Origin of the sequence: Nocardioides houyundeii, assembly GCF_002865585.1 — a bacterium.
Lineage (GTDB): Bacteria > Actinomycetota > Actinomycetes > Propionibacteriales > Nocardioidaceae > Nocardioides > Nocardioides houyundeii.
The window spans coordinates 2,985,524-3,008,766 of the sequence record NZ_CP025581.1; the positions used below are offsets into that span (position 1 = coordinate 2,985,524).

At 70.4% G+C, this 23,243-nt stretch carries 19 protein-coding genes, 1 tRNA gene, 1 pseudogene and 1 riboswitch; of the genes and pseudogenes, 8 read left to right on the top strand and 13 right to left on the bottom strand.

Annotated features, from left to right (window positions below):
* Positions 1 to 10 precede the first annotated feature (10 nt).
* The 11 genes from C0R66_RS14275 to C0R66_RS14325 form a co-directional block, all read right to left on the bottom strand.
* The gene (locus tag C0R66_RS14275) at positions 11 to 1,258 is read right to left on the bottom strand and encodes an NAD(P)/FAD-dependent oxidoreductase (RefSeq protein ID WP_101525271.1); all 1,248 of its coding nucleotides are present in this window, start codon (positions 1,256 to 1,258) and stop codon (positions 11 to 13) included.
* A 146-nt stretch (positions 1,259 to 1,404) separates the two neighbouring features.
* Entirely contained in the window at positions 1,405 to 3,033 is a 1,629-nt protein-coding gene (gene groL / locus C0R66_RS14280; RefSeq protein WP_101525272.1) for a chaperonin GroEL, read from the bottom strand.
* 233 nt (positions 3,034 to 3,266) lie between these two features.
* The gene (locus tag C0R66_RS14285; protein ID WP_158648055.1) at positions 3,267 to 4,856 is read right to left on the bottom strand and encodes a TadE/TadG family type IV pilus assembly protein; all 1,590 of its coding nucleotides are present in this window, start codon (positions 4,854 to 4,856) and stop codon (positions 3,267 to 3,269) included.
* A gap of 2 nt (positions 4,857 to 4,858) precedes the next feature.
* Entirely contained in the window at positions 4,859 to 5,281 is a 423-nt protein-coding gene (locus tag C0R66_RS14290; protein ID WP_101525274.1) for a TadE/TadG family type IV pilus assembly protein, read from the bottom strand.
* Between the two features lie 131 nt (positions 5,282 to 5,412).
* The gene (locus C0R66_RS14295; protein WP_101525275.1) at positions 5,413 to 6,165 is read right to left on the bottom strand and encodes a methyltransferase; all 753 of its coding nucleotides are present in this window, start codon (positions 6,163 to 6,165) and stop codon (positions 5,413 to 5,415) included.
* Positions 6,166 to 6,174: 9 nt separating this feature from the next.
* A complete protein-coding gene (locus tag C0R66_RS14300) occupies positions 6,175 to 8,478 on the bottom strand; it encodes a hypothetical protein (RefSeq protein ID WP_101525276.1) in 2,304 nt (767 codons plus the stop codon).
* A 101-nt stretch (positions 8,479 to 8,579) separates the two neighbouring features.
* Positions 8,580 to 8,855 carry a MoaD/ThiS family protein gene (locus C0R66_RS14305; RefSeq protein ID WP_101525277.1) on the bottom strand — a complete coding sequence of 92 codons (276 nt, stop codon included), beginning with the start codon at positions 8,853 to 8,855 and terminating at the stop codon, positions 8,580 to 8,582.
* Positions 8,852 to 10,153 (bottom strand): threonine synthase, encoded by a 1,302-nt coding sequence (gene thrC / locus C0R66_RS14310; protein ID WP_101525278.1) that lies wholly within the window; start codon positions 10,151 to 10,153, stop codon positions 8,852 to 8,854. The genes C0R66_RS14305 and thrC overlap by 4 nt, the downstream gene beginning before the upstream one ends.
* Before the next feature lie 11 nt (positions 10,154 to 10,164).
* Positions 10,165 to 10,300, bottom strand: a riboswitch (SAM riboswitch).
* A 56-nt stretch (positions 10,301 to 10,356) separates the two neighbouring features.
* On the bottom strand, positions 10,357 to 11,226 hold the full coding sequence (gene otsB, locus C0R66_RS14315) for a trehalose-phosphatase (protein WP_101525279.1): 870 nt from the start codon (positions 11,224 to 11,226) through the stop codon (positions 10,357 to 10,359).
* An 18-nt stretch (positions 11,227 to 11,244) separates the two neighbouring features.
* A complete protein-coding gene (locus tag C0R66_RS14320) occupies positions 11,245 to 11,751 on the bottom strand; it encodes a LytR C-terminal domain-containing protein (RefSeq protein WP_101525280.1) in 507 nt (168 codons plus the stop codon).
* Between the two features lies 1 nt (position 11,752).
* Positions 11,753 to 12,049, bottom strand: coding sequence for a DUF3263 domain-containing protein (locus tag C0R66_RS14325; RefSeq protein ID WP_101525281.1), 297 nt, complete (start codon positions 12,047 to 12,049; stop codon positions 11,753 to 11,755).
* A gap of 186 nt (positions 12,050 to 12,235) precedes the next feature.
* Here C0R66_RS14325 and C0R66_RS14330 point away from each other — a divergent pair.
* Positions 12,236 to 13,680: pseudogene (locus C0R66_RS14330) on the top strand (alpha,alpha-trehalose-phosphate synthase (UDP-forming)).
* 16 nt (positions 13,681 to 13,696) lie between these two features.
* On the opposite strand, the gene C0R66_RS14335 reads toward C0R66_RS14330, so the two are convergent.
* Positions 13,697 to 15,241, bottom strand: a complete 1,545-nt coding sequence (locus C0R66_RS14335) for an FMN-binding glutamate synthase family protein (RefSeq protein ID WP_101525282.1) — start codon at positions 15,239 to 15,241, stop codon at positions 13,697 to 13,699.
* 97 nt (positions 15,242 to 15,338) lie between these two features.
* Between C0R66_RS14335 and C0R66_RS14340 the strand changes: the two genes are divergently transcribed.
* From C0R66_RS14340 to C0R66_RS14360, 5 genes are read left to right on the top strand one after another with little or no spacing between them, the layout of a single operon-like run.
* Complete coding sequence (locus C0R66_RS14340) at positions 15,339 to 16,571, top strand: alpha/beta fold hydrolase (RefSeq protein WP_101525283.1); 1,233 nt, start codon at positions 15,339 to 15,341, stop codon at positions 16,569 to 16,571.
* A gap of 39 nt (positions 16,572 to 16,610) precedes the next feature.
* Positions 16,611 to 17,969 carry an MFS transporter gene (locus tag C0R66_RS14345; RefSeq protein ID WP_101525284.1) on the top strand — a complete coding sequence of 453 codons (1,359 nt, stop codon included), beginning with the start codon at positions 16,611 to 16,613 and terminating at the stop codon, positions 17,967 to 17,969.
* A complete protein-coding gene (locus C0R66_RS14350; RefSeq protein WP_101525285.1) occupies positions 17,962 to 19,395 on the top strand; it encodes a pyridoxal phosphate-dependent decarboxylase family protein in 1,434 nt (477 codons plus the stop codon). Before C0R66_RS14345 ends, C0R66_RS14350 begins: the two co-directional genes overlap by 8 nt.
* A gap of 36 nt (positions 19,396 to 19,431) precedes the next feature.
* Positions 19,432 to 20,133, top strand: a complete 702-nt coding sequence (locus C0R66_RS14355; protein WP_101525286.1) for a uracil-DNA glycosylase — start codon at positions 19,432 to 19,434, stop codon at positions 20,131 to 20,133.
* 42 nt (positions 20,134 to 20,175) lie between these two features.
* Positions 20,176 to 20,946 carry a dioxygenase family protein gene (locus tag C0R66_RS14360; RefSeq protein WP_101525287.1) on the top strand — a complete coding sequence of 257 codons (771 nt, stop codon included), beginning with the start codon at positions 20,176 to 20,178 and terminating at the stop codon, positions 20,944 to 20,946.
* A gap of 96 nt (positions 20,947 to 21,042) precedes the next feature.
* Here the strand turns inward: C0R66_RS14360 and C0R66_RS14365 are convergent, their stop codons facing one another.
* Entirely contained in the window at positions 21,043 to 21,756 is a 714-nt protein-coding gene (locus C0R66_RS14365) for a hypothetical protein (protein WP_158648056.1), read from the bottom strand.
* A gap of 492 nt (positions 21,757 to 22,248) precedes the next feature.
* Between C0R66_RS14365 and pdxY the strand changes: the two genes are divergently transcribed.
* Positions 22,249 to 23,100 carry a pyridoxal kinase PdxY gene (pdxY, locus tag C0R66_RS14370; RefSeq protein WP_101526263.1) on the top strand — a complete coding sequence of 284 codons (852 nt, stop codon included), beginning with the start codon at positions 22,249 to 22,251 and terminating at the stop codon, positions 23,098 to 23,100.
* Positions 23,101 to 23,161: 61 nt separating this feature from the next.
* Positions 23,162 to 23,237 (top strand) — tRNA-Thr (locus C0R66_RS14375).
* Positions 23,238 to 23,243: the final 6 nt, after the last annotated feature.

A 23,243-nucleotide genomic window follows, 5' to 3' on the forward strand; every position in this document is an offset into this window, starting at 1 on the left:
GCGTGCCAGGTCAGCGCAGCGGGTCGAAGGGGCGCAGCTCGTCGGGGAGCCGGCCGGTCGTCATCCGGTCCGCCAGCAGCCTTCCGGTGACCGGTCCCAGGGTGATGCCCCACATCCCGTGGCCGCCGGCGACGTAGACCCGGTCCGACCGGGTGGCACCGATCAGCGGCAGTCCGTCCGGGGTGCAGGGTCGGGCACCGACCCACTCGTCGCGGCGGGCTCGGAGGTCCACCCCGCACAGCAGCGGACGGGCGGCGTCGACGATGGCCTCGATCCGGCGGGTGTCGAGCCCTGCGTCGGCGGGGCGGAACTCCATCATCCCGGCGACCCGCAGCCGGTCCCCGTCGGGCGTGCAGGCCACCCGCTGCGCCGGGAAGTAGACGGGGCCCCGGGGCACCGGGTCGGCAGGCACCGTGAACGAGTAGCCGCGGCCCGCCTGCACCGGCAGCGTGACGCCGAAGGGCCGGGCCAGCTGGTTGAGCCAGGCGCCGGAGGCGATCACCACCGCGTCGTAGATCTCGCCGGCCACCTGAACGCCCTCGCCCCGGTCCCGCAGCGCGTCCACCTGCACCCCGCTGACGATGCGGGCACCTCGCTGCCGCACCGCCTCGCCGAGGGCGGCGACGTAGGTGCTGGGGGTGAGGTAGCGCTGGCCGTGCAACCGGATCGCGGCGCCGATCGCCGGCGACAGCGCGGGCTCGACCGCCCGGGCCTCGTCGCCGGTGAGCACGTCGTGCTCCAGCGGCTGACCGCTGTCGCGGATGTGCGCGATCTCCTCAAGCAGGGTCTTGGCCTCCTCCCGCGTCCGGTACGCCGCGAGGAACGGCCGGGCCTCGAGCGTGGGCGCCTCCACCCCGCCGCGCCGCAGCTCCTCGAACGCCTCCAGGGCCAGGGAGTTGATCGGCACGAGCGCCGACATCGCGCTCTTCCACCTCGGCATCGTGGAGTTGCGCGCGAAACGGACCAGGAACGAGAGCAGCCGGCGGTCGGTGGTGACCGGCACGTAGACCGGCGACTTCGGGCTGACCACGGCCCGCAGCCCGTACTTGAGCACCGCGGGCTCCGGCAGCGGCGTGGCCAGTCCCGGCGTCAGCCAGCCGGCATTGCCCCAGGAGGAGCCTGCGGCGATGCCGGTCCGGTCCAGCACGGTGACCGTGACGCCGCGTTCCTGCAGGTGCCAGGCCGTGGCCAGTCCGACCATGCCCGCTCCGACGACGGCGACGCTGCGCGGCGACTCGTGCTCCATGCTGCGAAGCATGCCTCACCCCTGTGACGGATGCCAGCAGATCCGACACTTGAGTGTCATACGCCCGGGCCGGCCTCGCTCCCCCAAATGCCCGACAGGGCCCCGGTCGTGAGACCGAGGCCCTGCCGATGGTGCTGTGGTGCGGTGTTGCTGGCGGATCAGAAGTCCATGCCACCCATGCCGCCGGTGGGGTCGCCGCCCATCGGGGCAGCCTTCTCCGGCTTGTCGGCCACGACGGCCTCGGTGGTCAGGAACAGGGCGGCGATCGACGCGGCGTTCTGCAGTGCCGAGCGGGTCACCTTCGCCGGGTCGATGATGCCCTCGGCGATCATGTCGACGTACTCGCCGTTCGCGGCGTTCAGGCCGTGGCCGGGGGTCAGGTTGCGCACCTTCTCCGCCACGACGCCACCCTCGAGACCGGCGTTGATCGCGATCTGCTTGAGCGGGGCCTCGATGGCGACGCGCACGATGTTGGCACCCGTGGCCTCGTCGCCGGTCAGCTCGAGCTTGGTGAACGCCTCGGCACCGGCCTGGACCAGCGCCACGCCGCCACCGGCGACGATGCCCTCCTCGACGGCAGCCTTCGCGTTGCGAACGGCGTCCTCGATGCGGTGCTTGCGCTCCTTGAGCTCGACCTCGGTGGCCGCGCCGACCTTGATCACCGCGACACCGCCGGCCAGCTTGGCCAGGCGCTCCTGCAGCTTCTCGCGGTCGTAGTCGGAGTCCGACTTGTCGATCTCGGCGCGGATCTGGTTGACCCGGCCCTCGATCTGGGCGGTGTCACCGGAGCCCTCGACGATGGTGGTCTCGTCCTTGGTGATGACGACCTTGCGGGCCTGGCCCAGCAGCTCGATGCCGGCCGACTCCAGCTTGAGGCCGACCTCCTCGGAGATGACCTGGCCACCGGTGAGGATGGCGATGTCCTGCAGCATGGCCTTGCGGCGGTCACCGAAGCCCGGGGCCTTGACGGCGACGGACTTGAAGGTGCCACGGATCTTGTTCACGACCAGCGTGGACAGGGCCTCGCCGTCGACGTCCTCGGCGATGATGACCAGCGGCTTGCCGGACTGCATGACCTTCTCGAGCAGGGGCAGCAGGTCCTTGACGTTGCTGACCTTGGAGTTGGCGATGAGGATGTAGGGGTCCTCCAGCACGGTCTCCATGCGCTCGGGGTCGGTGACGAAGTAGGCCGAGATGTAGCCCTTGTCGAACCGCATGCCCTCGGTGAGCTCGAGGTCGAGGCCGAACGTGTTCGACTCCTCGACGGTGATGACGCCTTCCTTGCCGACCTTGTCCATCGCCTCGGCGATGATCTCGCCGACGGTGGTGTCAGCCGCGGAGATGCTCGCGGTCGAGGCGATCTGCTCCTTGGTCTCGACGTCCTTGGCCATGCTGAGCAGCTGTGCGGACACAGCGTCGACAGCGGCCTCGATGCCGCGCTTGAGGCCCATCGGGTTCGCACCCGCGGCCACGTTGCGCAGGCCCTCGCGGACCATCGCCTGGGCGAGGACCGTGGCGGTCGTCGTGCCGTCACCGGCGACGTCGTCGGTCTTCTTGGCAACTTCCTTGACGAGCTCGGCCCCGATCTTCTCGTACGGGTCCTCCAGCTCGATCTCCTTGGCGATGGACACGCCGTCGTTCGTGATGGTGGGGGCGCCCCACTTCTTCTCGAGCACGACGTTGCGACCCTTGGGGCCGAGCGTGACCTTGACCGCGTCGGCGAGCGTGTTCATTCCACGCTCGAGACCGCGGCGGGCCTCCTCGTTGAAAGCAATCAGCTTAGGCATGACTCCTGCGATTCCTTTGGGAGTTCGGGGGTACGGCGCTGGCGGGTTGCCCGCGACGGACGATCCGGCTGCCCGGCGGACCCTTCCCGCCGGCGCTTCGGACCTCAACGTCACCAGTCCGTGTTTGTCACTCTCATCATAAGAGTGCCAACGTCATGTTTAGCACTCGACCCCGGAGAGTGCAAACGCCCCCGGCCCGACGAGCGGACCGGGGACGTGCGCGAGAGGCACCCTCAGGCGGGCAGCCGGATCAGCTTGATCCCCCCGGAGAGCGAGCCCAGCGCGGTCTGGAAGATCGGACCGAGCTCGGATCCGTTGGAGGCGCAGAAGTAGAAGTCCCCGTCGCCGTTCTCGGTGGTCTTCTCCGCCGTGGTGCTGCAGTCGCTGTCGGCCCTGGACGCCGCCCCCGTCCCCGGGTGCGGCGAGGCAGCGGCAGCGAGGGCGTCACGGACGTAGGGGTGCGTGGTGCTGTTGCCGCACCTGGCGGTGTTGGCGTCGCCGAAACCGACCGTGATGATGATGGGTCCGGCGTTCTTGGTCTGGGCGGCGATGTCGGTGAAGTTCTTGCAGGCCTGCTTGATCTGCTCGTTGTTCTCGCCTCCCACGCCCATGTCACCCGGCACGGTCAAGCTGAGTCCGTTGCTGTCCTTGTTGAGGACCTCCTGCGGCTTGCCGTCGGTTTCGAAGATGATGGCCTTGCGGACCGTCCCGGGACGGGTGGTCGGGAGCGAAGCCAGGTTGTTGAGGTCGTACCCCAGCAGGTAGCGCGCCGCTCCCTTGAGCGCACTGGCCAGGTGGGTCCTGAAGTTGGGCGAGGAATACTCGTTGCGCATGCAGGCGATTGACTTCACCAGCTGGCTGGCCGAGTTGAGCGTGGGAGTGGTGGCACTTGTCAAGTAGTTGTTGCTGAAGGGGACGGCAACCCACTCCCCCTTCACGACGTCAACCTGGACCTGAGTGTTGACCCGGGCCGCGTAGGCGGAGTCGCTCTCGTTACGGCCCTGCGCAGGCCCGGTGAACGTGAAGTCGTACGGGTCGGTCAGGCAGTTGATGTCGGTCTTCTTGGACTTGTGGATCGTCGCCAGAGAGACGTAGTGCATCAGGGGGTTCATCGTCTTCAACGCCCCCTCGATGCCGTCGACCATGGCCCTGCGGTTGGGGTCGCTCATCGACTGCGTCCGGTCCGCGAGGATCACCACGTCCATGGGGTTGGGCATCGACGTCCCGCAGGACCCGGCGCAGGCCGTGGAGACGACCACCCCGGTGTTGCCCTGGTCGAACCCGATCACCGGGGCGAAGTTGTAGTCCACGAGCTTGCTGTCCCACACCGAGATGGTGTTGCACTTGCCCTGCGTCGCATGGCACGGGACGGCGCAGATGGCCTCGTTGCAGGTCCAGCCGTCCACGCTCGCGGTCTTCTTCTTGTAGTTGGTGGCGTTGTACGGGGTGGCCGCACCCGGGCTGCAGGTGGCCGGCATCTGGGTCCAGTCCGGCACCAGCGGAGACCCGGTCGAGGCCACCACGCAGTAGAGCTTGCCCTCCGGGCTGGAGTCGGGGTCCGCGGCCTTCGCGGTGGCCACCGCCGCGGCCAGAGCCGCAGACCCGCTGGTGGAGAGGCTGAAGGCCGCCTCGTGGGCCGCCATGTCCATGGTGTCGTGCAGGCGCTGCTTGGAGGAGACCTGGCTGGCGATGTCCACCCCGACCGCCGCCATCGCGAAGAGCAGCACCACCAGGACAGCGGTGATCACGGCGACGGCGCCGCGCTCCTTTTCACGGTTGCGCCGTGCGTCGACCAGGCGGGACAGGATCCAGGGAGCACTCATGGTCATTCGATCCTCATCTGCGCGGTGCGGTCGAGGTTGATGGAGTTCCCGAAGAGGTAGCTGATCGGCGTGATCATGGTGTGGGTGTACTTCACCGTGACGACCGCCCAGCCGTTGGACACCGCGTCGGTGTCGTAGTTGCTGCCGCAGGCCCCGCCGGTCGGCTTCTTGCACGACACGACCACCGTCGCGCCCGCGAGGTTGCCGAGGCTCTCGTTGGCGGCCGCCACGATCTGGGCCTTCGTGCCACCCAGGCTCGCCTCGCGCGCGGCGTCGCGGGAGGCGTTGTTGATCACCGAGTGGCGGTTGATCGCATAGCCGAAGTCGATGATGCCGAAGCACAGCATGAACAGGATCGGCATGATCAGCGCGAACTCGACCGCGGCCGCACCCCGCTCATCGTGGCGTCTGGCACGAATCGACATGTTGCTCCCTCTGGCGTCCGGCGCAGGAGTCCCCGGGCAGCTCGACTACCGACGGGTACAGCGCATCGTCGACACACTAGGAACGCGGGCGTCCGGGCGGAGCGCAAACGAGCCAAGATGGCCCGAACGGTCTAGACCTCGTGACCGTTCGGACGGTCCGCTGGAGCGCCGTCGGGATACCGCTCCGCGAGCACCGTCCACTTGTTGGTGCCCTCGAGGTTGGCGCCCTTCTCGATGATCACCAGGTTGTGGAAGCAGTGCACCGCCTTCACCCACCTGTCGGTGTACGACGGCTGGTGCGCCACGACGTACTCCTCGTGGTTGAGACCGTCGATCAGGTCCTTGACCAGGTCCATCGTGGTGCCCCGGGCGTGCCGGTCCTCCTGCCCGCCCCACTCGGGCCAGTAGGAGGTCTGGGTGTCCTCGATCGCGTAGACCGCCCCCTCGGGCAGCAGCGGGAAGAGGATCTCGAAGGTCCTGCGAATGTGTGCCGGCACGTGCGACCCGTCGTCCACGACGACCAGCGGCACGCCCTGCTCCGCCACGATGCGGTGCAGCACCGCCTCGTCGGTCTGGTCGCCCCGGTAGGTGGTGATCCGGTTGCGGTCCACGAACGACTTGTCCTCGATGTCGAGGCCGACGATGTTGGCCCGGGGGAAGAACCACTTCCAGGACTTCAGCGACGCACCGCCCTGACGGCTGCGCGCGTAGCCGCCGACGCCGATCTCGAGCAGGGTGAACTCGGTGTCCCGCAGGTGCTCCAGGTGCCGCTGGTAGTGCGGGGTGTACCGGTGCACGCCCCACTTGTCGGTGCCGAAGTGCTCGGCCAGCTCGGTGAGGTCGAGGTCGGAGAGAGGACGCTGCGTCGAGGGTTCACCGGGCATCGCGCCAGCCTAGTGGCGCTCGAGAATCCTCAGTCGTCCGGCGGCTCCGGTGGCCGGCGTGGTCGAGGCCGGCAGGCCGTGCCCGTCGGTGGGTTCGCCCGGGCCCCGCTGCACCGTGGCGCGGGACACCAGTGGCGCGGCCTCGAAGGCGGCTGCCACTCGAGCCGCCCGGGTGCTGATCCTCTGCTCCTTCGCCCGTGCTCGCTTGGCCTTGGCCTTGGCCTTGGCCTTGGCCTTGGCGAGCTTCTTCTTGGCCTTCTTGGCCTTGAGCCGCTGGGCCTTGGCCCGCTTCTTCGCCACCGCGTCCTTATCGGTCGTCTTGGTGGTGGCCGGAGGCGCCGCCTGCTGCTGGGAGCTCGCCGGATCCGGTGAGGTGAACCACGAGGTCCACGGCGTGAGCAGCAAGGAGACCGCCGCCGCGGGGTCGACCGTCGGCACCGGCGGCGGCGCGACGGTCGGCCCGGTAGCGGGGGTGCTGGTGGGTTGGGGCATCGGGGCCGCGTCCACCGTCGGCTCCGGCGTCGGCTCCGGCGTCGGCTCCGGCGTCGGCGCGGGGGTCGGCTCGCCCGAAGGCTCGGGGGTCGGCTCGCCCGAAGGCTCGGGGGTCGGCTCGCCCGAAGGCTCGGGGGTCGGCTCGAGCGACGGCTCGCCCGAAGGCTCGGGCGACGGCTCGCCCGAAGGCTCGGGCGACGGCTCGCCCGAAGGCTCGGGCGACGGCTCGCCCGAAGGCTCGGGCGACGGCTCGAGCGACGGCTCGGGGGTCGGCTCGGGCGTCGGCTCCGGCGTCGGCTCCGGCGTCGGCTCGACCGAAGGGTCGACGTGCGGCTCAGGCGTCGGTTCCGGCGTGGGCTCGACCGAGGGCTCCGGCGTCGGCTCCGGTGTCGGCTCCTCGCCCGGCGGCCCGAGCACCAGGGTCTGCATGTCCCCGTGGTCGGTGACCGCCACTCTCCCGTCGTGAACGTCGATGCCGCGGAAGGAGTGCCGGTTGCCATACGGAGCTCCGGACGACATCGCCAACGACTCCCACCCGTCGTACAGGGTGGCAGCCACGGGACCTCCGGCCGCCCAGCTGTCCAGGTCGACCGAGCCGATCTGGCTCGAGGAGTCGAAGTCCTCGTCGGAGAGGGTGAACCACAGGGTGTCCCCGTCCCGGGTGATGCTGTGGGTCTGCAGGTCCCGGTCGACGGGGAGGTCGACGGTGCTCCACTCCAGGGTGGCCTTGTCCAGGCGCAGGATGCGGTTGCCGCCGTACTCGTTGTAGTAGACGGCCCCCTCGTCCACGGCGATCTGCCAGGCCACGCTCTCGAACTCCTTGAGCGAGGTGGCCGGCGGGTGGTACGTCGCGGTCAGGGTGTTGCTGGCGGGGTCGTATCGGCGCAGCCTGCGATCGGCCCAGTTGGTGAACCAGAGCGCGTCGAGCTCGGCGTCGAAGGCCAGGTGCGTGGCCCCGGGTGGGAGGGTGCTGGAGCCGTGGTGCACGCAGTCGGCCGCCTCGTCGCCCTCCTGCGTCGGCGTGCAGGCCAGTGCGTCGACGCTCACCTGGGCGGCGGCCCGGACCCGCTCGATCTCGTCGGGCGCCATCCTGGGGTCGCCGCCGAAGTCCAGCGAGTTCTGGCACCGCGCACCGAGGCCGGAGGCCTTGACCCAGCCGATCGTGGAGTACTTGCCGCGGCGCTGGTGGTCGCCGGCGCTCTCGGCGAACCAGATCCGGTCCCGGCGGGTGTCGTGAGCCAGGCCGATGACCTGGTTGTTGTCACCCGGCAGCGGCACCGCGCAGGCGGCGAAGGGGGCGGTGGTGGAGTAGCGCACCAGCATCGAGTGGTTCCCCTGGCCCCCACCCTGCTGTCCCCCGAGCGAGACCCAGACGCTGTCAGGGGTGGAGACAATTGCCTCGCCGAGCTCGCTCGCGGCCCGGTGTCCGCCCCAGGACGAGCCGAAGGGACGGGTCCAGTCGAGGATCGCCCTGCTCTCCCGGTAGGTCGCGAGCGGGATGTCGTGCCGCTTGGCCTTCGCGCCGACGGAGCGCCCCACCGCCATCGTGAACTCCCCCAGCGTCCACACCGCACCGGAGTCGTCGAAGGTGGTGTCGAGGGGATGCCCGACGAACTCGTGCTGACTCCAGCTGGCCTGGGTCAGCGAGAACGCCTCGGACCAGTCCTGGGTCGACCACGCCACCTCCGCGCGGACGGACGGGACAGCGGGCACCGACGCGGTCGACGGGACGGCGGCGACCAGCACGCCGGTGCCGGCCACCAGGGCCAGCGAGACCAGGACGGGGACCAGGACAGGGAGCAGCCGCGCACGCACCCCCATCCGAGACCTCCCCGTCGACGTCCGGGTCGAGACCTAGACGGACGGCGGCGACCCGTGTCTCCCATCGGCACCAGGCACCGATGGTTGAGGACATCCCTTGCTCAGCCCCCGGCGACCGCGGGGATGACGGAGATCTGGGTGCCGTCCGGGGTGGGCGTCGCAAGGTTGTCCAGGAAGCGCACGTCGTCGTTGCCGACGTAGACGTTCACGAACCGACGCAGCTTGCCGGCCTCGTCGAGGACGCGCCCCTTGATGCCGGGGAACTTCGCATCCAGGTCGTCCAGCACGCCGGCCAGGTCCGCACCCTCGGCGCTGACCTCGGAGTCGCCCCCGGTGTAGGTGCGCAGGATGGTGGGGATTCGGACGGAAACGCTCATCGGTTCACATTCTCCTCGGTCAGCCCGGTGGCGGCGAAGGCGGCGTACGTCGGGGGGATGGTCGCCGCAGGGCCCACCCGGTCGGAGACGGCGTCCAGGGTCTTCAGGCCCATCCCGGTGTTGATCACCACGGTCTCCAGGGTGGGGTCCAGCTGGCCGGTCTCGACCAGCTTCTTCAGCACGCCGACCGTGGTGCCACCGGCGGTCTCGGTGAAGATGCCCTCGGTGCGGGCCAGCAGCAGGATGCCGTCGCGCACGGCGTCGTCGTCGATGTCCTCCACCGCTCCCCCGGAACGCCGGCAGACGTCCAGGACGTAGATGCCGTCCGCGGGATTGCCGATGGCCAGGCTCTTGGCGATGGTGTCCGGCTTCACCGGACGGATGGCGTCGGTGCCGCCCTTGAAGGCCACGCTCACCGGCGAGCAGCCGGTGGCCTGGGCGCCGAAGACCTTGTAGGGCTTGTCCTCGACCAGGCCCAGCTTGACCAGCTCACGGAACGCCTTGTCGACCTTGGTCAGCTGGGAGCCCGAGGCCACCGGGATCACGATCTGGTCCGGCAGCCGCCAGCCGAGCTGCTCGGCGATCTCGTAGCCCAGCGTCTTGGACCCCTCGGCGTAGTAGGGGCGCACGTTGACGTTGACGAACGCCCACCCCTCCTCCTCGCCGGCGATCTCGGAGGCGAGCTTGTTGACGTCGTCGTAGTTGCCGTCGACGGCCACCAGCGAGTCGGTGTAGACGGCGGAGTTGACCTGCTTGGCCCGCTCCAGGTTGCTCGGGATGAAGACCACGGTCTTCATCCCGGCCCGCGCTCCGGCCGCCGCCACCGCGTTGGCCAGGTTGCCCGTGGAGGGGCAGGCGAAGACCTTGCTGCCGAACTCCCGGGCCGCGCTCAGGGCGCAGGCCACGACGCGGTCCTTGAACGAGTGCGTGGGGTTGGTCGAGTCGTCCTTGACCCACAGGTTGTCGATGCCGAGCTCGCGCCCCAGGTTGTGGGCCTTGAGGAGCCGGGTGAACCCGGGCTCCATGTTCGGGCTCTGCTCGATGTCGTCCGGCACCGGCAGCAGTGCCTTGTAGCGCCAGATGTTCGCCGGGCCGGCCTCGATCTGCTCCCGCGTCACGGCGGGGAAGTCGTAGGCGATCTCCAGCGGGCCGAAGCACTCCGGACAGGCGTAGTGCGGACCGAGCTCGATCTTGTGGCCACACTCCCGGCAGGAGAGCCCGGTCGCATGACCGAAGGCGCCCTCGCGCAGGAACGGGGTGGTGCTCGGGGTGGCGGACTCAGTGGTCGCGGCGCTCATGAAGGACCTCCTTCTCATCTGCCCCGCACGGACCTCGCGCGAGTCGGAATTAGCACCGTTTCCGCGACTGGCGACTATGTCGCCAGGAGGCTCGCGGCGGTTGCCGGGACTTCTTCGGGCCGTTCCCTCAGTCCCTCTTGATGAGCTGGCACGAGCGTACGACGCCGTCTCAGAATGTGCACACGCGTCCCACATGTTGGCGCTCAGGCGGGGGAAACGGGTCCTTGCCGTCTCGAGGACGCAATGTCGTCCCTCAGCTGCCGCAGCAGGGCGAGCACGCCGTCGGGGCCGTCGACCACCAGGTCGGCGAGCTCGTTGAGGATGTCCGGCCCGTCACCGCCGTCGGAGCACACCACCATCGCCGGCATCCCCGCCGAGCGCAGGTCCCGGACCTGGTTGAAGGCCTCGATGTCGCCCAGGTCGTCGCCGGCGAAGAGGAACCCGCCGGCACCGAGGCGCTCCACCAGGCCGGCCACCGCCATCCCCTTGTGCATGCCCGGGGCCCTGACCTCGACGACCAGACGGCCCGGCTCGACGGTCAACCCGTGCCGACCCGCCACCTCCTGCACCACCGGCACGAGCCGCGCGAAGATCGTGGCCGGGTCGTCGAGCCGCCGGGTGTGCAGCGCCACTGCGAGGCCCTTCTGCTCGACGTACGCCCCGACGGCCTCGGCCCGGCGCAACAGCCAGGGCACCTCGCGCAGGAAGGCCGCCAGTCCCGCCGGCGGGCGAGGGGAGACGACCCGCCGCTCGCGGGAGCTCCAGCGCTCGTTGCCGTACTGGCCGAGCACCACGAACTCCTTGCCCATGTCGGCGATCCGGGTGCCGATCTCGTCCAGGTCTCCCAGCGCGAGCGCCTGACGGGCGGGCCGACCGGTGATCACGGCGATGCCGCCGACCAGCTCGGCGAGCTCGACCAGCAGCTCGGGGGCGTCAGGATGGATGTGCGCCTGTGTCGGGTCCTCGACAATCGGGGCCAGGGTGCCGTCGAAGTCGAGCCCGATCACCAGTTCTGGGGCGACGCGCACGAGATCGGCGTACAGCGCCGCCACCTCCGGGGTGGGGAACTCCATGCCCCCACTCAACCAGACTCAGCCGGTCAGGATGACAGTGAGGCGGTCGAGCTTCATCGGTGAGACGGCCGGCTGCACCCGCTGGACGCCCAGGTCGAGGGCCAGGAGCTCGGCCTCGGCCTTGAGCCGCTTGGGGAAGTAGACGGTGGTCCCGGGGACGGTGCCATACCAGTTGTCGGACCCGACGACCTGCCATCCGGCCCCGCTGACCTTCGCGGCGGTGCTGGCGGCGAGACCGCGGATCCCCGAGTTGTTGTAGACCTCGACGTAGACCTTGCCGCGCTCGATCACCGGCTCGGGCTCCACGGTCGGGGTCACCTCCGGCACCTCGGGGGCCGGCGGCTCGGTCACGGTCGGGTCGACCGCCGGGTCCTCGGCCCGCGAGACCGTCTCCACGCGACGCTCCTCGGCCGGGCGGTCCTTGGTGGCCACGAAGGCGATGCCGGCCATCGCGATCGCGATGATGCTGAGCATGACCAGCGGGGACGGGAACGCGACCCCGCGCTCGTCACGGCGACGGCTCATCTCAGACCTCGAAGCCGAGACGGCGGGCAGAGCGCTGGCGCTGACGCTGGGAGCGCAGCCGGCGCAGACGACGTACCAGGAGCGGGTCGGCCTCGAGGGCCTCCTCGCGATCGATGAGCGCATTGAGCACCTGGTAGTAGCGGGTCGAGCTCATGTCGAACTCGTCGCGGACGGCCTGCTCCTTGGCGCCGGCGTACTTCCACCAGTGGCGCTCGAACTCCAGGATCTTGCTGTCGCGCTCGCTCAGACCGCGGGTCGGCTCTTCCTCGTGACCGTGGAGGGCGTTCGCGGCGTCCATGTGCGTGTCTCCCCTGGATCTGCTGACGTGTCCGTGCCGTGCTCGCCCCACTGTAGGCGACGAACCACACCGATGTCATTCGCTTCGCCGAGTCGCGGCAGACCCGTGGCGAGAACATCCAACCGGGAGCCCGCGGCACCGGTCATACACGTCCGCGAACCGGACGCCGGTGCCGCCCACTAGGGTGTGGACGTGACCTCCACAGGCTCCGCCGATCTCGTCATCGTCGCCAACAGACTGCCCGTCGACCGGTTCGAGCAGCCCGACGGCACGCCGGGCTGGCGCCGCTCCCCCGGGGGGCTGGTCAGCGCCCTGGAACCGGTGCTGCGAGCCAGTGACGGAGCCTGGATCGGATGGCCCGGCGGCACCGAGGAGGACCTCGAGCCGTTCGAGGCCGACGGCATGGACCTGGTCCCGGTGCACCTGAGCGCCGACGAGGTCGAGGAGTTCTACGAGGGGTTCTCCAACGCCACCCTGTGGCCGCTCTACCACGACGTCGTGGCCAAGCCGGAGTTCCACCGCGAGTGGTGGGAGTCCTACGTCCGGGTCAACCAGCGGTTCGCCGAGAAGGCCGCTGCCGTCGCCGCCAAGGACGCCACCGTGTGGGTGCACGACTACCAGCTGCAGCTGGTGCCGCAGATGCTGCGCGACCTGCGGCCGGACCTGCGGATCGGCTTCTACCTGCACATCCCCTTCCCGCCCACCGAGCTCTTCCAGCAGCTGCCGTGGCGCCGTCAGGTGCTCGAGGGGCTCCTCGGTGCCGACCTGATCGGCTTCCAGCTGGCCGGCGGGGCCCAGAACTTCATCCGCCTGGTGCGCCAGCGCGTGGGCCACAAGACGCACCGCGACCTGGTCTACCTGCCCGACGGCCGGACCGTGCGCGCGGCGGCGTTCCCGATCTCCATCGACGCCGCCGACTTCGAGAAGCTCGCCCGCTCCGAGGGGGTGGAGCAGCGCGCCAAGGAGATCCGCGAGGCGCTGGGCAACCCCAAGAAGGTGTTCCTCGGCATCGACCGGCTCGACTACACCAAGGGCATCTACGCCCGACTGCGGGCCTACAGCGAGCTGCTCGCCGACGGGCACTTCGACGTCGAGGACGCGGTCTTCGTCCAGGTCGCGACCCCGTCGCGGGAGCGGGTCGAGCAGTACCGCATCCTGCGCGACGAGATCGACCGTCTGGTGGGTCGGATCAACGGCGACCTCGGCAAGATCGGCAGCCCGGCGATCTCCTACATGCACTCCTCCTTCCCGCGCGAGGAGATGGCCGCCCTCTACCGGGCCGCCGACATCATGGTCGTCACGCCGTTCCGGGACGGCATGAACCTGGTCGCCAAGGAGTACATCGCCTGCCGCTTCGACGGCCAGGGCGCGCTGGTGCTCTCCGAGTTCGCCGGCGCCGCCAACGAGCTGCGCCAGGCCTGGCTGATCAACCCCTACGACATCAACGGCATGAAGGCCGCCCTCCTCGACGCCTACAACGCCTCCCCCGGGAGCTCGCGCGCCGGATGAAGGCGATGCGCAAGACGGTGGTCGAGCACGACGTGAAGGCCTGGGCGGACAGCTTCCTCGAGGAGCTGTCCTCGGTGCGCCGCGACCACGGCAAGACGGTGCGCCCGGTCTCCCAGAGCTGAGCACCGCGAGCTGAGCTCAGGCGAAGGTGGTGGCGTGCGGGGCCGCCATCACCGCCAGCAGGTCCTCCTTCAGCGGACCGGAGAGCTCGCCCCAGCCGGGGCGGTAGCCGTAGACGTCGGCCAGCGAGACGGCGCTGCGCTGGCCGTCGAGGATGTCGATGTCGGCGACCGAGATGAACCCCGGGTGCGGCACCCCGACCGCCTCGGAGACCTTGATCAGGTCGCGCCGCAACGAGACGACGTAGTTGGCCAGGCGCTGCTGCTTCAGCCCCACGTCCAGCCCCCGGGTGTAGCGCGGGTTCTGGGTGGCCACCCCCACCGGGCAGTGGTCGGTGTGGCACTTCTGGGCCTGGATGCAGCCGACCGCCATCATCGCCTCACGGCCCACGTTGACCATGTCGGCACCCAGCGCGAAGGCCACCAGCGCGTTCTCGGCCAGCCCCAGCTTTCCCGCGCCGATGAAGGTCACCTCGTCGGTCAGCCCAGCCTCCGCGAAGCGCCGGTAGACCTGGCTGAACCCGACCCGGAACGGGTAGGCGACCGAGTCGGCGAAGATCATCGGCGCCGCTCCGGTGCCGCCCTCGCCGCCGTCGATGTTGACGAAGTCCACGCCCCGGGTGCGGTCGGACATCTCCTCCCCCAGCTCGTCCCAGAACTCCATGTTGCCCACGGCCGACTTGATGCCCACCGGCAGCCCGGTCTCGCTCGCCACGAGCTCGACGAAGTCCAGCAGGGAGTCGACGTCGTCGAAGGCGGTGTGCCGACTCGGGGAGGCGCAGTCCTGGCCCTCCGGGATACCGCGGATCGCCGCGATCTCGGCACTGACCTTCTCCCCCGGCAGCATCCCGCCCAGTCCGGGCTTGGCGCCCTGGGAGAGCTTGACCTCGATCGCCCGGACCGGGGCCGACTGCACCATGTCCTTGAGGCGGCCGAGGTCGAAGTTGCCGTGCTCGTCGCGGCAGCCGAAGTACGCCGTACCGATCTGGAAGACCAGCTCGCCGCCCGCCCGGTGGTACGGCGACAGCCCGCCCTCGCCGGTGTTCTGCAGGCAGCCCGCGATCTCGGCGCCGCGGTTCAGCGCCTCGATCGCCGCGCCGGACAGGGCACCGAAGCTCATCCCGGAGACGTTGACCACCGAGCGGGGCCGGAAGGCGTGGGTGCGTCCGCGAGGTCCGCCCAGCACCTTGGCCGAGGGCACCGAGACCCCCTCCTCGCCGTGCGGCGCGGTCACCGCGCCGGAGCCCATGAAGGTGCGGTGCTTGATGATCGGGTAGCCCGAGACCTGCTCGACGTCGTTGTCGGTGCCGAAGCCGAAGTAGTTGTTCTCCAGCTTGGAGCTGGCATAGATCCACCGGCGCTGGTCCCGGCTGAACGGGCGCTCCTCGTCGTTGCTGGTCACGATGTACTGCCGCAGCTCGGGCCCGACCGTCTCCGCCCAGTAGCGGAAGTGACCGACCACCGGGAAGTTGCGCAGGATCGCGTGCTTCTTCTGCGTCAGGTCGTAGGCGACCACCCCGCCCAGCGCCGTGGCCGCCACGCCTGCTGCTCCACGCCAGCTCATCTGCTCATCCGCTTCATGGCTCGTGTCTAGTCGCAGCGCCCAAGACTTGTCGAGCCGACCGGCGTCCAGCACCCGTCGGCGGGCTAGATTCGGGGCCATGGATCTGATCCCGAAGCCCGGTCAGGTCGTCTCCGCGGCCGGCAACGTCGCCAGCATGATGCTCTACGGCGGCCTGGCGGATCTGAGGCCCACGCCCCGCACCCTGATCGACGAGGGCGAGCTGCGCGAGCTCTACCACTACCGTCCCGAGGCCGGCAGGCCCGAGCACGGCGACCCGGTGCTACTGGTGACCCCGCTGGCTGCCCCGGCGATCTGCTACGACCTGCGCCGTGGGTGCTCGCTGGTGGAGCACCTGGTGGCGGGCGGGCGGCTGACGTACCTGGTGGAGTACGGCCCGGTCTCCTTCCGCGACCGCAACCTGGGCATGGAGCACTGGGTCGAGGAGGTGCTGCCGAGCGCCGTCGAGGAGGTCTCCCGGCACGCGGGAGGACGCCCGGTGCACGTGGTCGGCTGGAGCCTCGGCGGCATCTTCGCCCTACTCGCCGCCGCCGACCGGCCCGGACTGCCGATCGCCTCGCTCACGGTGCTGGGGACGCCGTTCGACGTGCGCAAGGTGCCCCTGGTGGCCCCGGTGCGCCCGCTGCTCAACCTCACCGCGGCCGGGGGTCCGGTCAACCGGCTCTACCAGGCCCTGGGTGGCGCGCCGCAGCCCCTGGTGCGCTGGGCCTTCCAGCTCACCAGCGTCCAGAAGATCCTCACCCGACCCCTGGTCACCGTGCAGCACCTCGACGATGCCGAGTACCTCTCCCAACTCGAGGCGGTGGACCGGTTCGTCGCCAACATGGCCGCCTACCCGGGCCGCACCTTCGGACAGCTCTACCACCGCTTCATCCGGGCCAACGGCTTCGCCGAGGGCGAGTTCGAGCTCGGCGGCCGGACCATCCGGGTCGCCGACATCAGCGCCCCGGTCCTGCTCTTCGGGGGGCTCACGGACGGGATCGCCCCCATCGCCTCGATCCGCGCCGGGATCCCCCTGCTCACCGGCGCCGAGGAGGTCCGCTTCGAGATGGTGCCCGGGGGCCACCTGGGGATGCTCACCGGGCGCCAGGCACGCCACAGCACCTGGCGGGTGCTGGACGAGTGGCTCGACCAGTGGTCGGCCCGCCCCGCGCCGGCGAGGAAGAGCAGGGCGAAGAAGGCCCCAGCAAAGAAGGCCGCTGCGAAGAAGCGCGCCGCGGGGAAGTCCACAGGCGACGCCGCCCAGCCCGGCATCGGCGCTAACCCGGCGCGCCGCTACGGCTCGGGAGGGTCGCGAGCGCTCGCGCGCTGATACCGCCCCGGGGTCGCCCCTGACCCCTAGGGTGCCGACATGAGCCAGACCCGTGTGCCTGACACCTCCGTGCTTCCGGGCAGCGTGCGCTTCGGCTACGGCTCGGGCTCGGTGGCCACCGGCGCCTTCGGCACGGTGCCGGGCCTGATGCTGCTGCCGTTCCTGACCGACAGCCTCGGCATCGCGGCGCTGTGGGCCGGGGCGATCGTGTTGCTCCCCAAGCTCTGGGACGTCGTCCTCAACCCGGTGGCGGGACGGATCAGCGACCGCACGGTCGACGCCCGCGGTCCGCGCCGCCCGTGGCTGCTGCGCGCCGGCCTCCTGCTGGCCCCGTGCTTCGCGTTGATCTTCGCCGCGCCCGAGATGGGCTCCCAGGTCGCGGAGGCGGCCTGGGTGCTGGTCTTCTTCCTGGCCGCCGCGACGGCTTACGCGTTCTTCCAGGTCCCCTACGTGGCGATGCCCGCGGAGATGACCGACTCCTACGACGAGCGCACCCGGTTGATGACGTGGCGGGTGGCGATCCTCGCCCTCACCATCATGGTCGCCGGCGCGACCGCGCCGCTGATCCGCGACGGCGTCGGAGGCCGCGACGGCTACCGGGTGATGGGTCTGGTGATGGCCCTGGTCATCGTCGCCGGGGTGATCGCCTCCTACCGGGGCACCCGGAACGCTCCGGTCGGCTCCGTGACCGCGGGCGCCGGCACGCTGGGTGAGCAGCTGCGGGTCGTCGCCGGCGCCCGGGACTTCCGGCTGCTGCTCACCACCTTCGTCCTGCAGGCGCTGGCCACCGGCTGCATGCTGGCCGGGGTCGACTACCTCGCCGGCGACGTCCTGGACAGCTCGGGTGCCTCGACGGTGCTCTTCGTCTGCTTCGTCGGTCCGGCCCTGGTCCTCACCCCGGTGTGGGCCAGGCTGGGCGCGCGGATCGGCAAGAAGCGCGGGTACGTCGCCTCCTCCCTGGTGCTGGCGGCGGGCGCCATGCTGGCCGCGACCGCGCAGTCCGCCCCGGCGGCCGTGGTGTTCGCCGCCACCGCCCTGGTGGGCGTCGGCTACGCGGGGTGCCAGGTCTTCCCGATGGCGATGCTGCCGGACACGGCCGCCGCCGACACCCGGCGTACGGGTGAGAACCGGGTCGGCGTCTACACCGGCGTCTGGACGGCCGGCGAGACCCTCGGCCTCGCGCTGGGGCCGGGCGTCTTCGCGGTCGTGCTGGCGCTGGGCGACTACCGCTCCTCCACCGACGGCGCAGCCCTCCAGCCGGGCTCCGCGCTCACCGCGATCACCCTGGGCTTCAGCCTGCTGCCCGCGACACTCACCCTGCTCAGCCTGTGGTGGCTGCGCCGCTACACCCTCGGCGCGGCCGAGGTCGACACCACCCTGGAGGAGACCCGTGCCTGAGGCAGCCCCTGACGCCCTGGCTCGCCTGCACGAGCTGCAGCGCGCCGACCTGCCGGTGCACGGCGGTCGCACCCTGGCCTACGTCTACGACTCCGGCCTGGCCGAGGTGGACCGGATCGGGCGCGAGGCGGTCGCGGCGTACGCCGGGTCCAACGGCCTGGACCCCACCGCCTTCCCGAGCCTGCTGCAGATGGAGAACGAGCTGGTCGGGTTCGCCGCGACCCTGCTCGACGCCCCGGCGCAGGCAGTGGGCACGGTGACCTCCGGAGGGACCGAGTCGGTGCTGCTCGCCGTGCAGGGGGCGCGTGACGCCCGGCCGGAGATCGAGCGTCCCTCGATGGTGCTCCCGGAGACGGCGCACGCGGCCTTCCACAAGGCCGCCCACTACTTCGGGGTGCGGGCGGTCCTGGTCCCGGTGGGTGCGGATTTCCGCGCCGACCCCGTGGCGATGGCCGCCGCGATCGACGAGACCACCGTGCTGGTGGCCGCCTCCGCGCCCTCCTACGCCCACGGCGTGGTCGACCCGGTGCCGGAGATCGCGGCTGCCGCGGCAGCCGCCGGGGTGCGTTGCCACGTCGACGCCTGCATCGGCGGCTGGGTGCTGCCGTACGCCGCCCGGCTGGGCCGTGCCGTGACGCCGTGGACCTTCGCGGTCGAGGGAGTCACCTCCATCTCGGTGGACACCCACAAGTACGCCTACGCCCCCAAGGGCACCTCGGTGCTGCTGCACCGCTCGCCGGCGCTGCGCCGTCCGCAGTACTTCGCCTCGGCCGCGTGGCCGGGCTACACCATGCTCAACTCGACCCTGCAGTCCACGAAGTCCGGTGGCCCACTGGCCGGCACCTGGGCAGTGGTGACCACGTTGGGCGACGAGGGCTACCTCCGGCTGGCCGCCGAGGTGCTCGAGGCGGTGGACCGGATCGTCGCCGGGCTGGCGGCCCTGCCCGAGCTGCGGCTGGTGGTCGCGCCGGACTCGACCCTGGTGGCACTGGCCTGCGACGAGAGCTGCGACCCGTTCACCGTCACCGACGAGATGGCGAGCCGCGGCTGGTACGTCCAGCCCCAGATGTCCTACGGCGACCAGCCGGCGACGCTCCACCTCTCGGTCAGCGCCGCCACCGGAGCGCACGTGGACGAGCTGTTGACGGCCCTGGCGGAGTCGGTGGCGGCCGCGGCGGAGGTCGGGCCGGTCCGGGTCGACCCGGACGTGGTGGCGTTCGTGGAGGCCCTCGACCCGTCGACCCTGAGCGAGGAGGACTTCGACGGTCTCCTCGCCGCGTCCGGACTCATCGGCGACCCGGGCGCCGGCCTGGCGCTGCCCGAGCGGATGGCCGAGGTCAACGCGCTGCTGGATGTGGCCTCGCCGGGGATGCGGGAGGCACTGCTGGTGGCGTTCCTGGATCGGCTGGCCAGACCGGTCAGGTGAGGTGCGCACCGACCCCGGGCGCTAGGTTCTGCCCTCATGGGAGCAGACACCGAACGCGGTCTCGACTCGCTCGTGGCCCGAGGGCTGATGGCGCCGGACTGGGCCGAGGCCCTGGCGCCGGTGGAGGACCGGATCGTGGCGCTGGGTGGCTTCCTGCGCGAGGAGGTGGCCGCCGGGCGGCCGTATCTGCCTGCCGGTGAGGGGATCTTCCGCGCCTTCGTCCGTCCGCTCTCCGAGGTCCGCGTGCTCGTGGTGGGTCAGGACCCCTACCCGACGCCGGGCCACCCGATCGGGCTGAGCTTCGCGGTGGCACCCGACGTACGGCCGTTGCCGCGGAGCCTGGTCAACATCTACCGCGAGCTGCACGACGATCTCGGTCACGCCCCGGCGCCGCACGGCGACCTGAGCTCCTGGGCCGACCAGGGGGTGATGCTGCTGAACCGGGTGCTCACGGTGCGCCCGGGCGAGCCCGCATCGCACCGGGGACGCGGCTGGGAGGCCGTCACGGACTGCGCGATCAGGGCGCTCGCCGAGCGCGGCGGCCCCTGCGCGGCGATCGTGTGGGGTCGGGACGCGCAGACGCTGAAGCCCCTCCTGGGCAGCATCCCGTGGGTGGAGTCGGCGCACCCCTCGCCACTGTCCGCCTCGCGCGGATTCTTCGGCTCGCGTCCCTTCAGCCGGGCCGACCGGCTGCTGCAGGAGCAGGGCGGGTCGCCGCTGGACTGGACCGTGAAGTGACAACTGCCGGAATAAAGTTGAACTCTCAATTATTATGTCGTCATGACCCGGATGCCCGCGCTCTACATCGGCCACGGAGCCCCGCCGCTCCTCGATGACCCCGTGTGGTCCGGCGAGCTCGCAACCTGGGCCGAGCAACTGCCCCGCCCCAAGGCGATCCTGATCGTCAGCGCCCACTGGGAGTCGGCTCCGGTGAGCCTGACCGCCAGCGGTGCCGAGCTGGTCTACGACTTCGGCGGCTTCGCACCCAAGTACTACAACATGCGCTACGACACCCCCGACTCCACGGCCCTGGCGGCCCGGATCGCCGCGATGATGCCGGACAACCAGCCGGTGCACCAGCACGTCTCCCGCGGCCTCGACCACGGTGCCTGGGTGCCGCTGAAGATCATGTTCCCCGCAGCCGACATCCCCGTCGTCCAGATGTCCCTGCCCACCCACGACCCCGCTGCTCTGCTCAAGCTCGGCGAGCGGCTCCGGCCGCTGCGCGACGAGGGCGTGCTCATCATGGGCTCCGGCTTCCTGACCCACGGACTCCCGTTCCTCAAGGAGTTCCGGATCGACGCCGCCGCGCCGGGCTGGTCCAGGGAGTTCGACGCCTGGGCCGCCGAGGCCCTGGCTCGCGGCGACGTCGACGAGCTCGCGGCGTACCGCTCCAAGGCACCCGGGATGCCCTACGCCCACCCGACGGTGGAGCACTACACACCCCTCTTCGTGACCCTCGGTGCGGCCACCGTCGCCGACGAGCCCGGGGAGCAGCGGGTCGACGGATTCTGGATGGGACTGTCCAAGCGGTCGCTGCAGGTCGCCTGAGTCCCTGCTGGCGGTTTCGCCGGGGCCCCGGCGAAACCCGCACCTCGACACCGTTGCACCGCTCAAGATGTGTCAGGTTCGTGCGGGATGATGTCCTCACACCGCCTTCAGCGCCAGCGCAGTTCGCAGTCGCCGAGCCGTGATCTCAGGCGTGGCCAGATCAGGCCAGGTGAATCGGATCATCCCCGCGCCTGTCAACTCCCGCATCCGGTCCTCCCGGCGCTTCTCGCGGAACACCGCACCGCCGGCGGTCTCGCCCGGGCGCAGGTAGCGGCCGTACTTGACCGCGCCGTCGAACTCCCCGAGCAAACATTGCCTCGGCCACCAGAAGTCGCTGACTCCCACGAGTCGCCCGCTCTCGTCATGCACCTCATGTTGAAGCACCGGCTCGGGAAGGCGACACCGCCAGCAGAGCAAGCGCACGCGCGTCTCCCCCACCGACATGGAGCCCGGACGAGCGAGCCGGACCATCATCTGCAGGCGCAGGGTGTGCGGCCAGTGCTTCATCCGCTCGAACGCGGCCCACGTTGCCGCCAGGTCGCCCGCAGGACGGGCGAGCTGCGAGTCCAGGACGACAACGCCGGGCTCCAGATCCACCGAGGAGGCGACTTCCAGCGACGCCCGCACCGGTTCGACCGTCAGTACGTCGTTCACGGTGACAAGGTCTCGATCCTCGATCGCTCCCTGGTGATAGACGACGTCGTTGGTCGTGCGACCCGAAGCGCCGCCGAGCATCGTCAGGTGCACGCGATCCAGCGGCGTCCTGAACATGGCCAGCTCGTGCAGCGAAGCGGCCGAGCAGTGGCTCACCGCCACGGACCCCGGGCGGTGGCTCAGCAGGACAGCTTGCACGTGCAGCCGGTGCCGCTCCTCCGCAGACGCTGAGTCCCACAGCGACTGGTCGACGTACGCACCGTGTCGGATCCGGTGCACGACCCGCTCCTTGCGGGCGCGCACCAGATCCCGGTCGCGATAGCCCAGGTCGAGGGCGTCCCGACGCAGAAACACTCCGTGTCGTCGGATGCTGAAGAGGTCGTCCATGGCGCAGCGCCTGCCCGGTATGTCCGACTCCAATCAGGTGCTCATGCTGGCCTGTGGAGAAGGACCGCGGGCACCGTGCTCGGCTCGCCTGTGGACACGCGGTGGCCATGCCAGCCGGGTCCGGCGGATCGAACTTCCCCTGGGAAACGTGCAGTTCCGGACTGTTGCAACAGGGTGGAGGTGCAGGTTTCACCGGGGACCCGGTGAAACTGTCCGGAGGCCGGTTTGCTGGGGCGAGCCACCGGGGTCGAGACTGACCGCGTGAAGATCCTCTCAATCCAGTCCCACGTGGCCTACGGGCACGTCGGCAACTCCGCTGCCGTGTTCCCGCTCCAGCGTCGCGGGCACGAGGTGTGGCCGGTGCACACGGTCACGTTCTCGAACCACACGGGCTACGGCGCGTGGGGCGGGCCGCTGCTGGCGCCCTCGGACGTGGCTGAGGTGATCTCCGGGATCGCGGACCGCGGCGTGCTGGGAGAGGTCGACGCCGTACTGTCGGGCTACCAGGGCGGGGCGGGGATCGCGGACGTGATCCTGTCTGCGGTCGCCCAGGTCAAGGCGGCGAACCCGGCGGCGACCTACACCTGCGACCCGGTGATGGGCAACGCGAAGTCGGGCTGCTTCGTGCACCCCGACATCCCGCCGCTGATCCGGGAGCGAGTGGTGCCCGCGGCCGACATCATCACTCCCAACCAGTTCGAGCTGGGCTTCCTCACCGACACCTCGCCGGCGGACCTCGACTCCACGCTGGCCTCGGCCGACGCTGCCATGGCGATGGGTCCGAGCACCGTGCTGGTGACCAGCGTGGAGCGACCGGAGCGGCCCGAGGGCACCATCGAGATGCTCGCGGTGACCGCCGAGGGGGCCTGGATCGTGCAGACTCCGCACCTGCCGTTCAAGGCCAACGGGTCCGGGGACGTCACCGCCGCCCTGTTCACCGCCCATCTGCACGAGACCGGGTCGCCGGCCCGGGCGCTGGCCGCGACCACCTCCAGCGTCTTCGACCTGCTGCAGAACACCCTCGACTCCGGGGAGCGCGAGCTGCAGCTGGTCCAGTCCCAAGAGGTGTTCGCCCACCCGCGGCTGCAGTTCGAGGTTCGACAGGTCCGCTGAGTCGTCTCGCCTTCATTGCTGACTACGATGTGCGGGCGTCGCTCCGCGCGGGTCGATGCACGCCGGTGTAGCTCAGTTGGTAGAGCGCCATACTTGTAATATGGATGTCGCGGGTTCGACTCCTGTCACCGGCTCCACGCAGG

Excerpts from the sequence above, each read along its gene's own strand:
- C0R66_RS14275 (WP_101525271.1), bottom strand. The coding sequence starts at position 1,258 with ATGCTTCGCAGCATGGAGCACGAGTCGCCGCGCAGCGTCGCCGTCGTC.
- groL (WP_101525272.1), bottom strand. The coding sequence starts at position 3,033 with ATGCCTAAGCTGATTGCTTTCAACGAGGAGGCCCGCCGCGGTCTCGAG.
- C0R66_RS14285 (WP_158648055.1), bottom strand. The coding sequence starts at position 4,856 with ATGAGTGCTCCCTGGATCCTGTCCCGCCTGGTCGACGCACGGCGCAAC.
- C0R66_RS14290 (WP_101525274.1), bottom strand. The coding sequence starts at position 5,281 with ATGTCGATTCGTGCCAGACGCCACGATGAGCGGGGTGCGGCCGCGGTC.
- C0R66_RS14295 (WP_101525275.1), bottom strand. The coding sequence starts at position 6,165 with ATGCCCGGTGAACCCTCGACGCAGCGTCCTCTCTCCGACCTCGACCTC.
- C0R66_RS14300 (WP_101525276.1), bottom strand. The coding sequence starts at position 8,478 with ATGGGGGTGCGTGCGCGGCTGCTCCCTGTCCTGGTCCCCGTCCTGGTC.
- C0R66_RS14305 (WP_101525277.1), bottom strand. The coding sequence starts at position 8,855 with ATGAGCGTTTCCGTCCGAATCCCCACCATCCTGCGCACCTACACCGGG.
- thrC (WP_101525278.1), bottom strand. The coding sequence starts at position 10,153 with ATGAGCGCCGCGACCACTGAGTCCGCCACCCCGAGCACCACCCCGTTC.
- otsB (WP_101525279.1), bottom strand. The coding sequence starts at position 11,226 with ATGGAGTTCCCCACCCCGGAGGTGGCGGCGCTGTACGCCGATCTCGTG.
- C0R66_RS14320 (WP_101525280.1), bottom strand. The coding sequence starts at position 11,751 with ATGAGCCGTCGCCGTGACGAGCGCGGGGTCGCGTTCCCGTCCCCGCTG.
- C0R66_RS14325 (WP_101525281.1), bottom strand. The coding sequence starts at position 12,049 with ATGGACGCCGCGAACGCCCTCCACGGTCACGAGGAAGAGCCGACCCGC.
- C0R66_RS14335 (WP_101525282.1), bottom strand. The coding sequence starts at position 15,241 with ATGAGCTGGCGTGGAGCAGCAGGCGTGGCGGCCACGGCGCTGGGCGGG.
- C0R66_RS14340 (WP_101525283.1), top strand. The coding sequence starts at position 15,339 with ATGGATCTGATCCCGAAGCCCGGTCAGGTCGTCTCCGCGGCCGGCAAC.
- C0R66_RS14345 (WP_101525284.1), top strand. The coding sequence starts at position 16,611 with ATGAGCCAGACCCGTGTGCCTGACACCTCCGTGCTTCCGGGCAGCGTG.
- C0R66_RS14355 (WP_101525286.1), top strand. The coding sequence starts at position 19,432 with ATGGGAGCAGACACCGAACGCGGTCTCGACTCGCTCGTGGCCCGAGGG.
- C0R66_RS14360 (WP_101525287.1), top strand. The coding sequence starts at position 20,176 with ATGACCCGGATGCCCGCGCTCTACATCGGCCACGGAGCCCCGCCGCTC.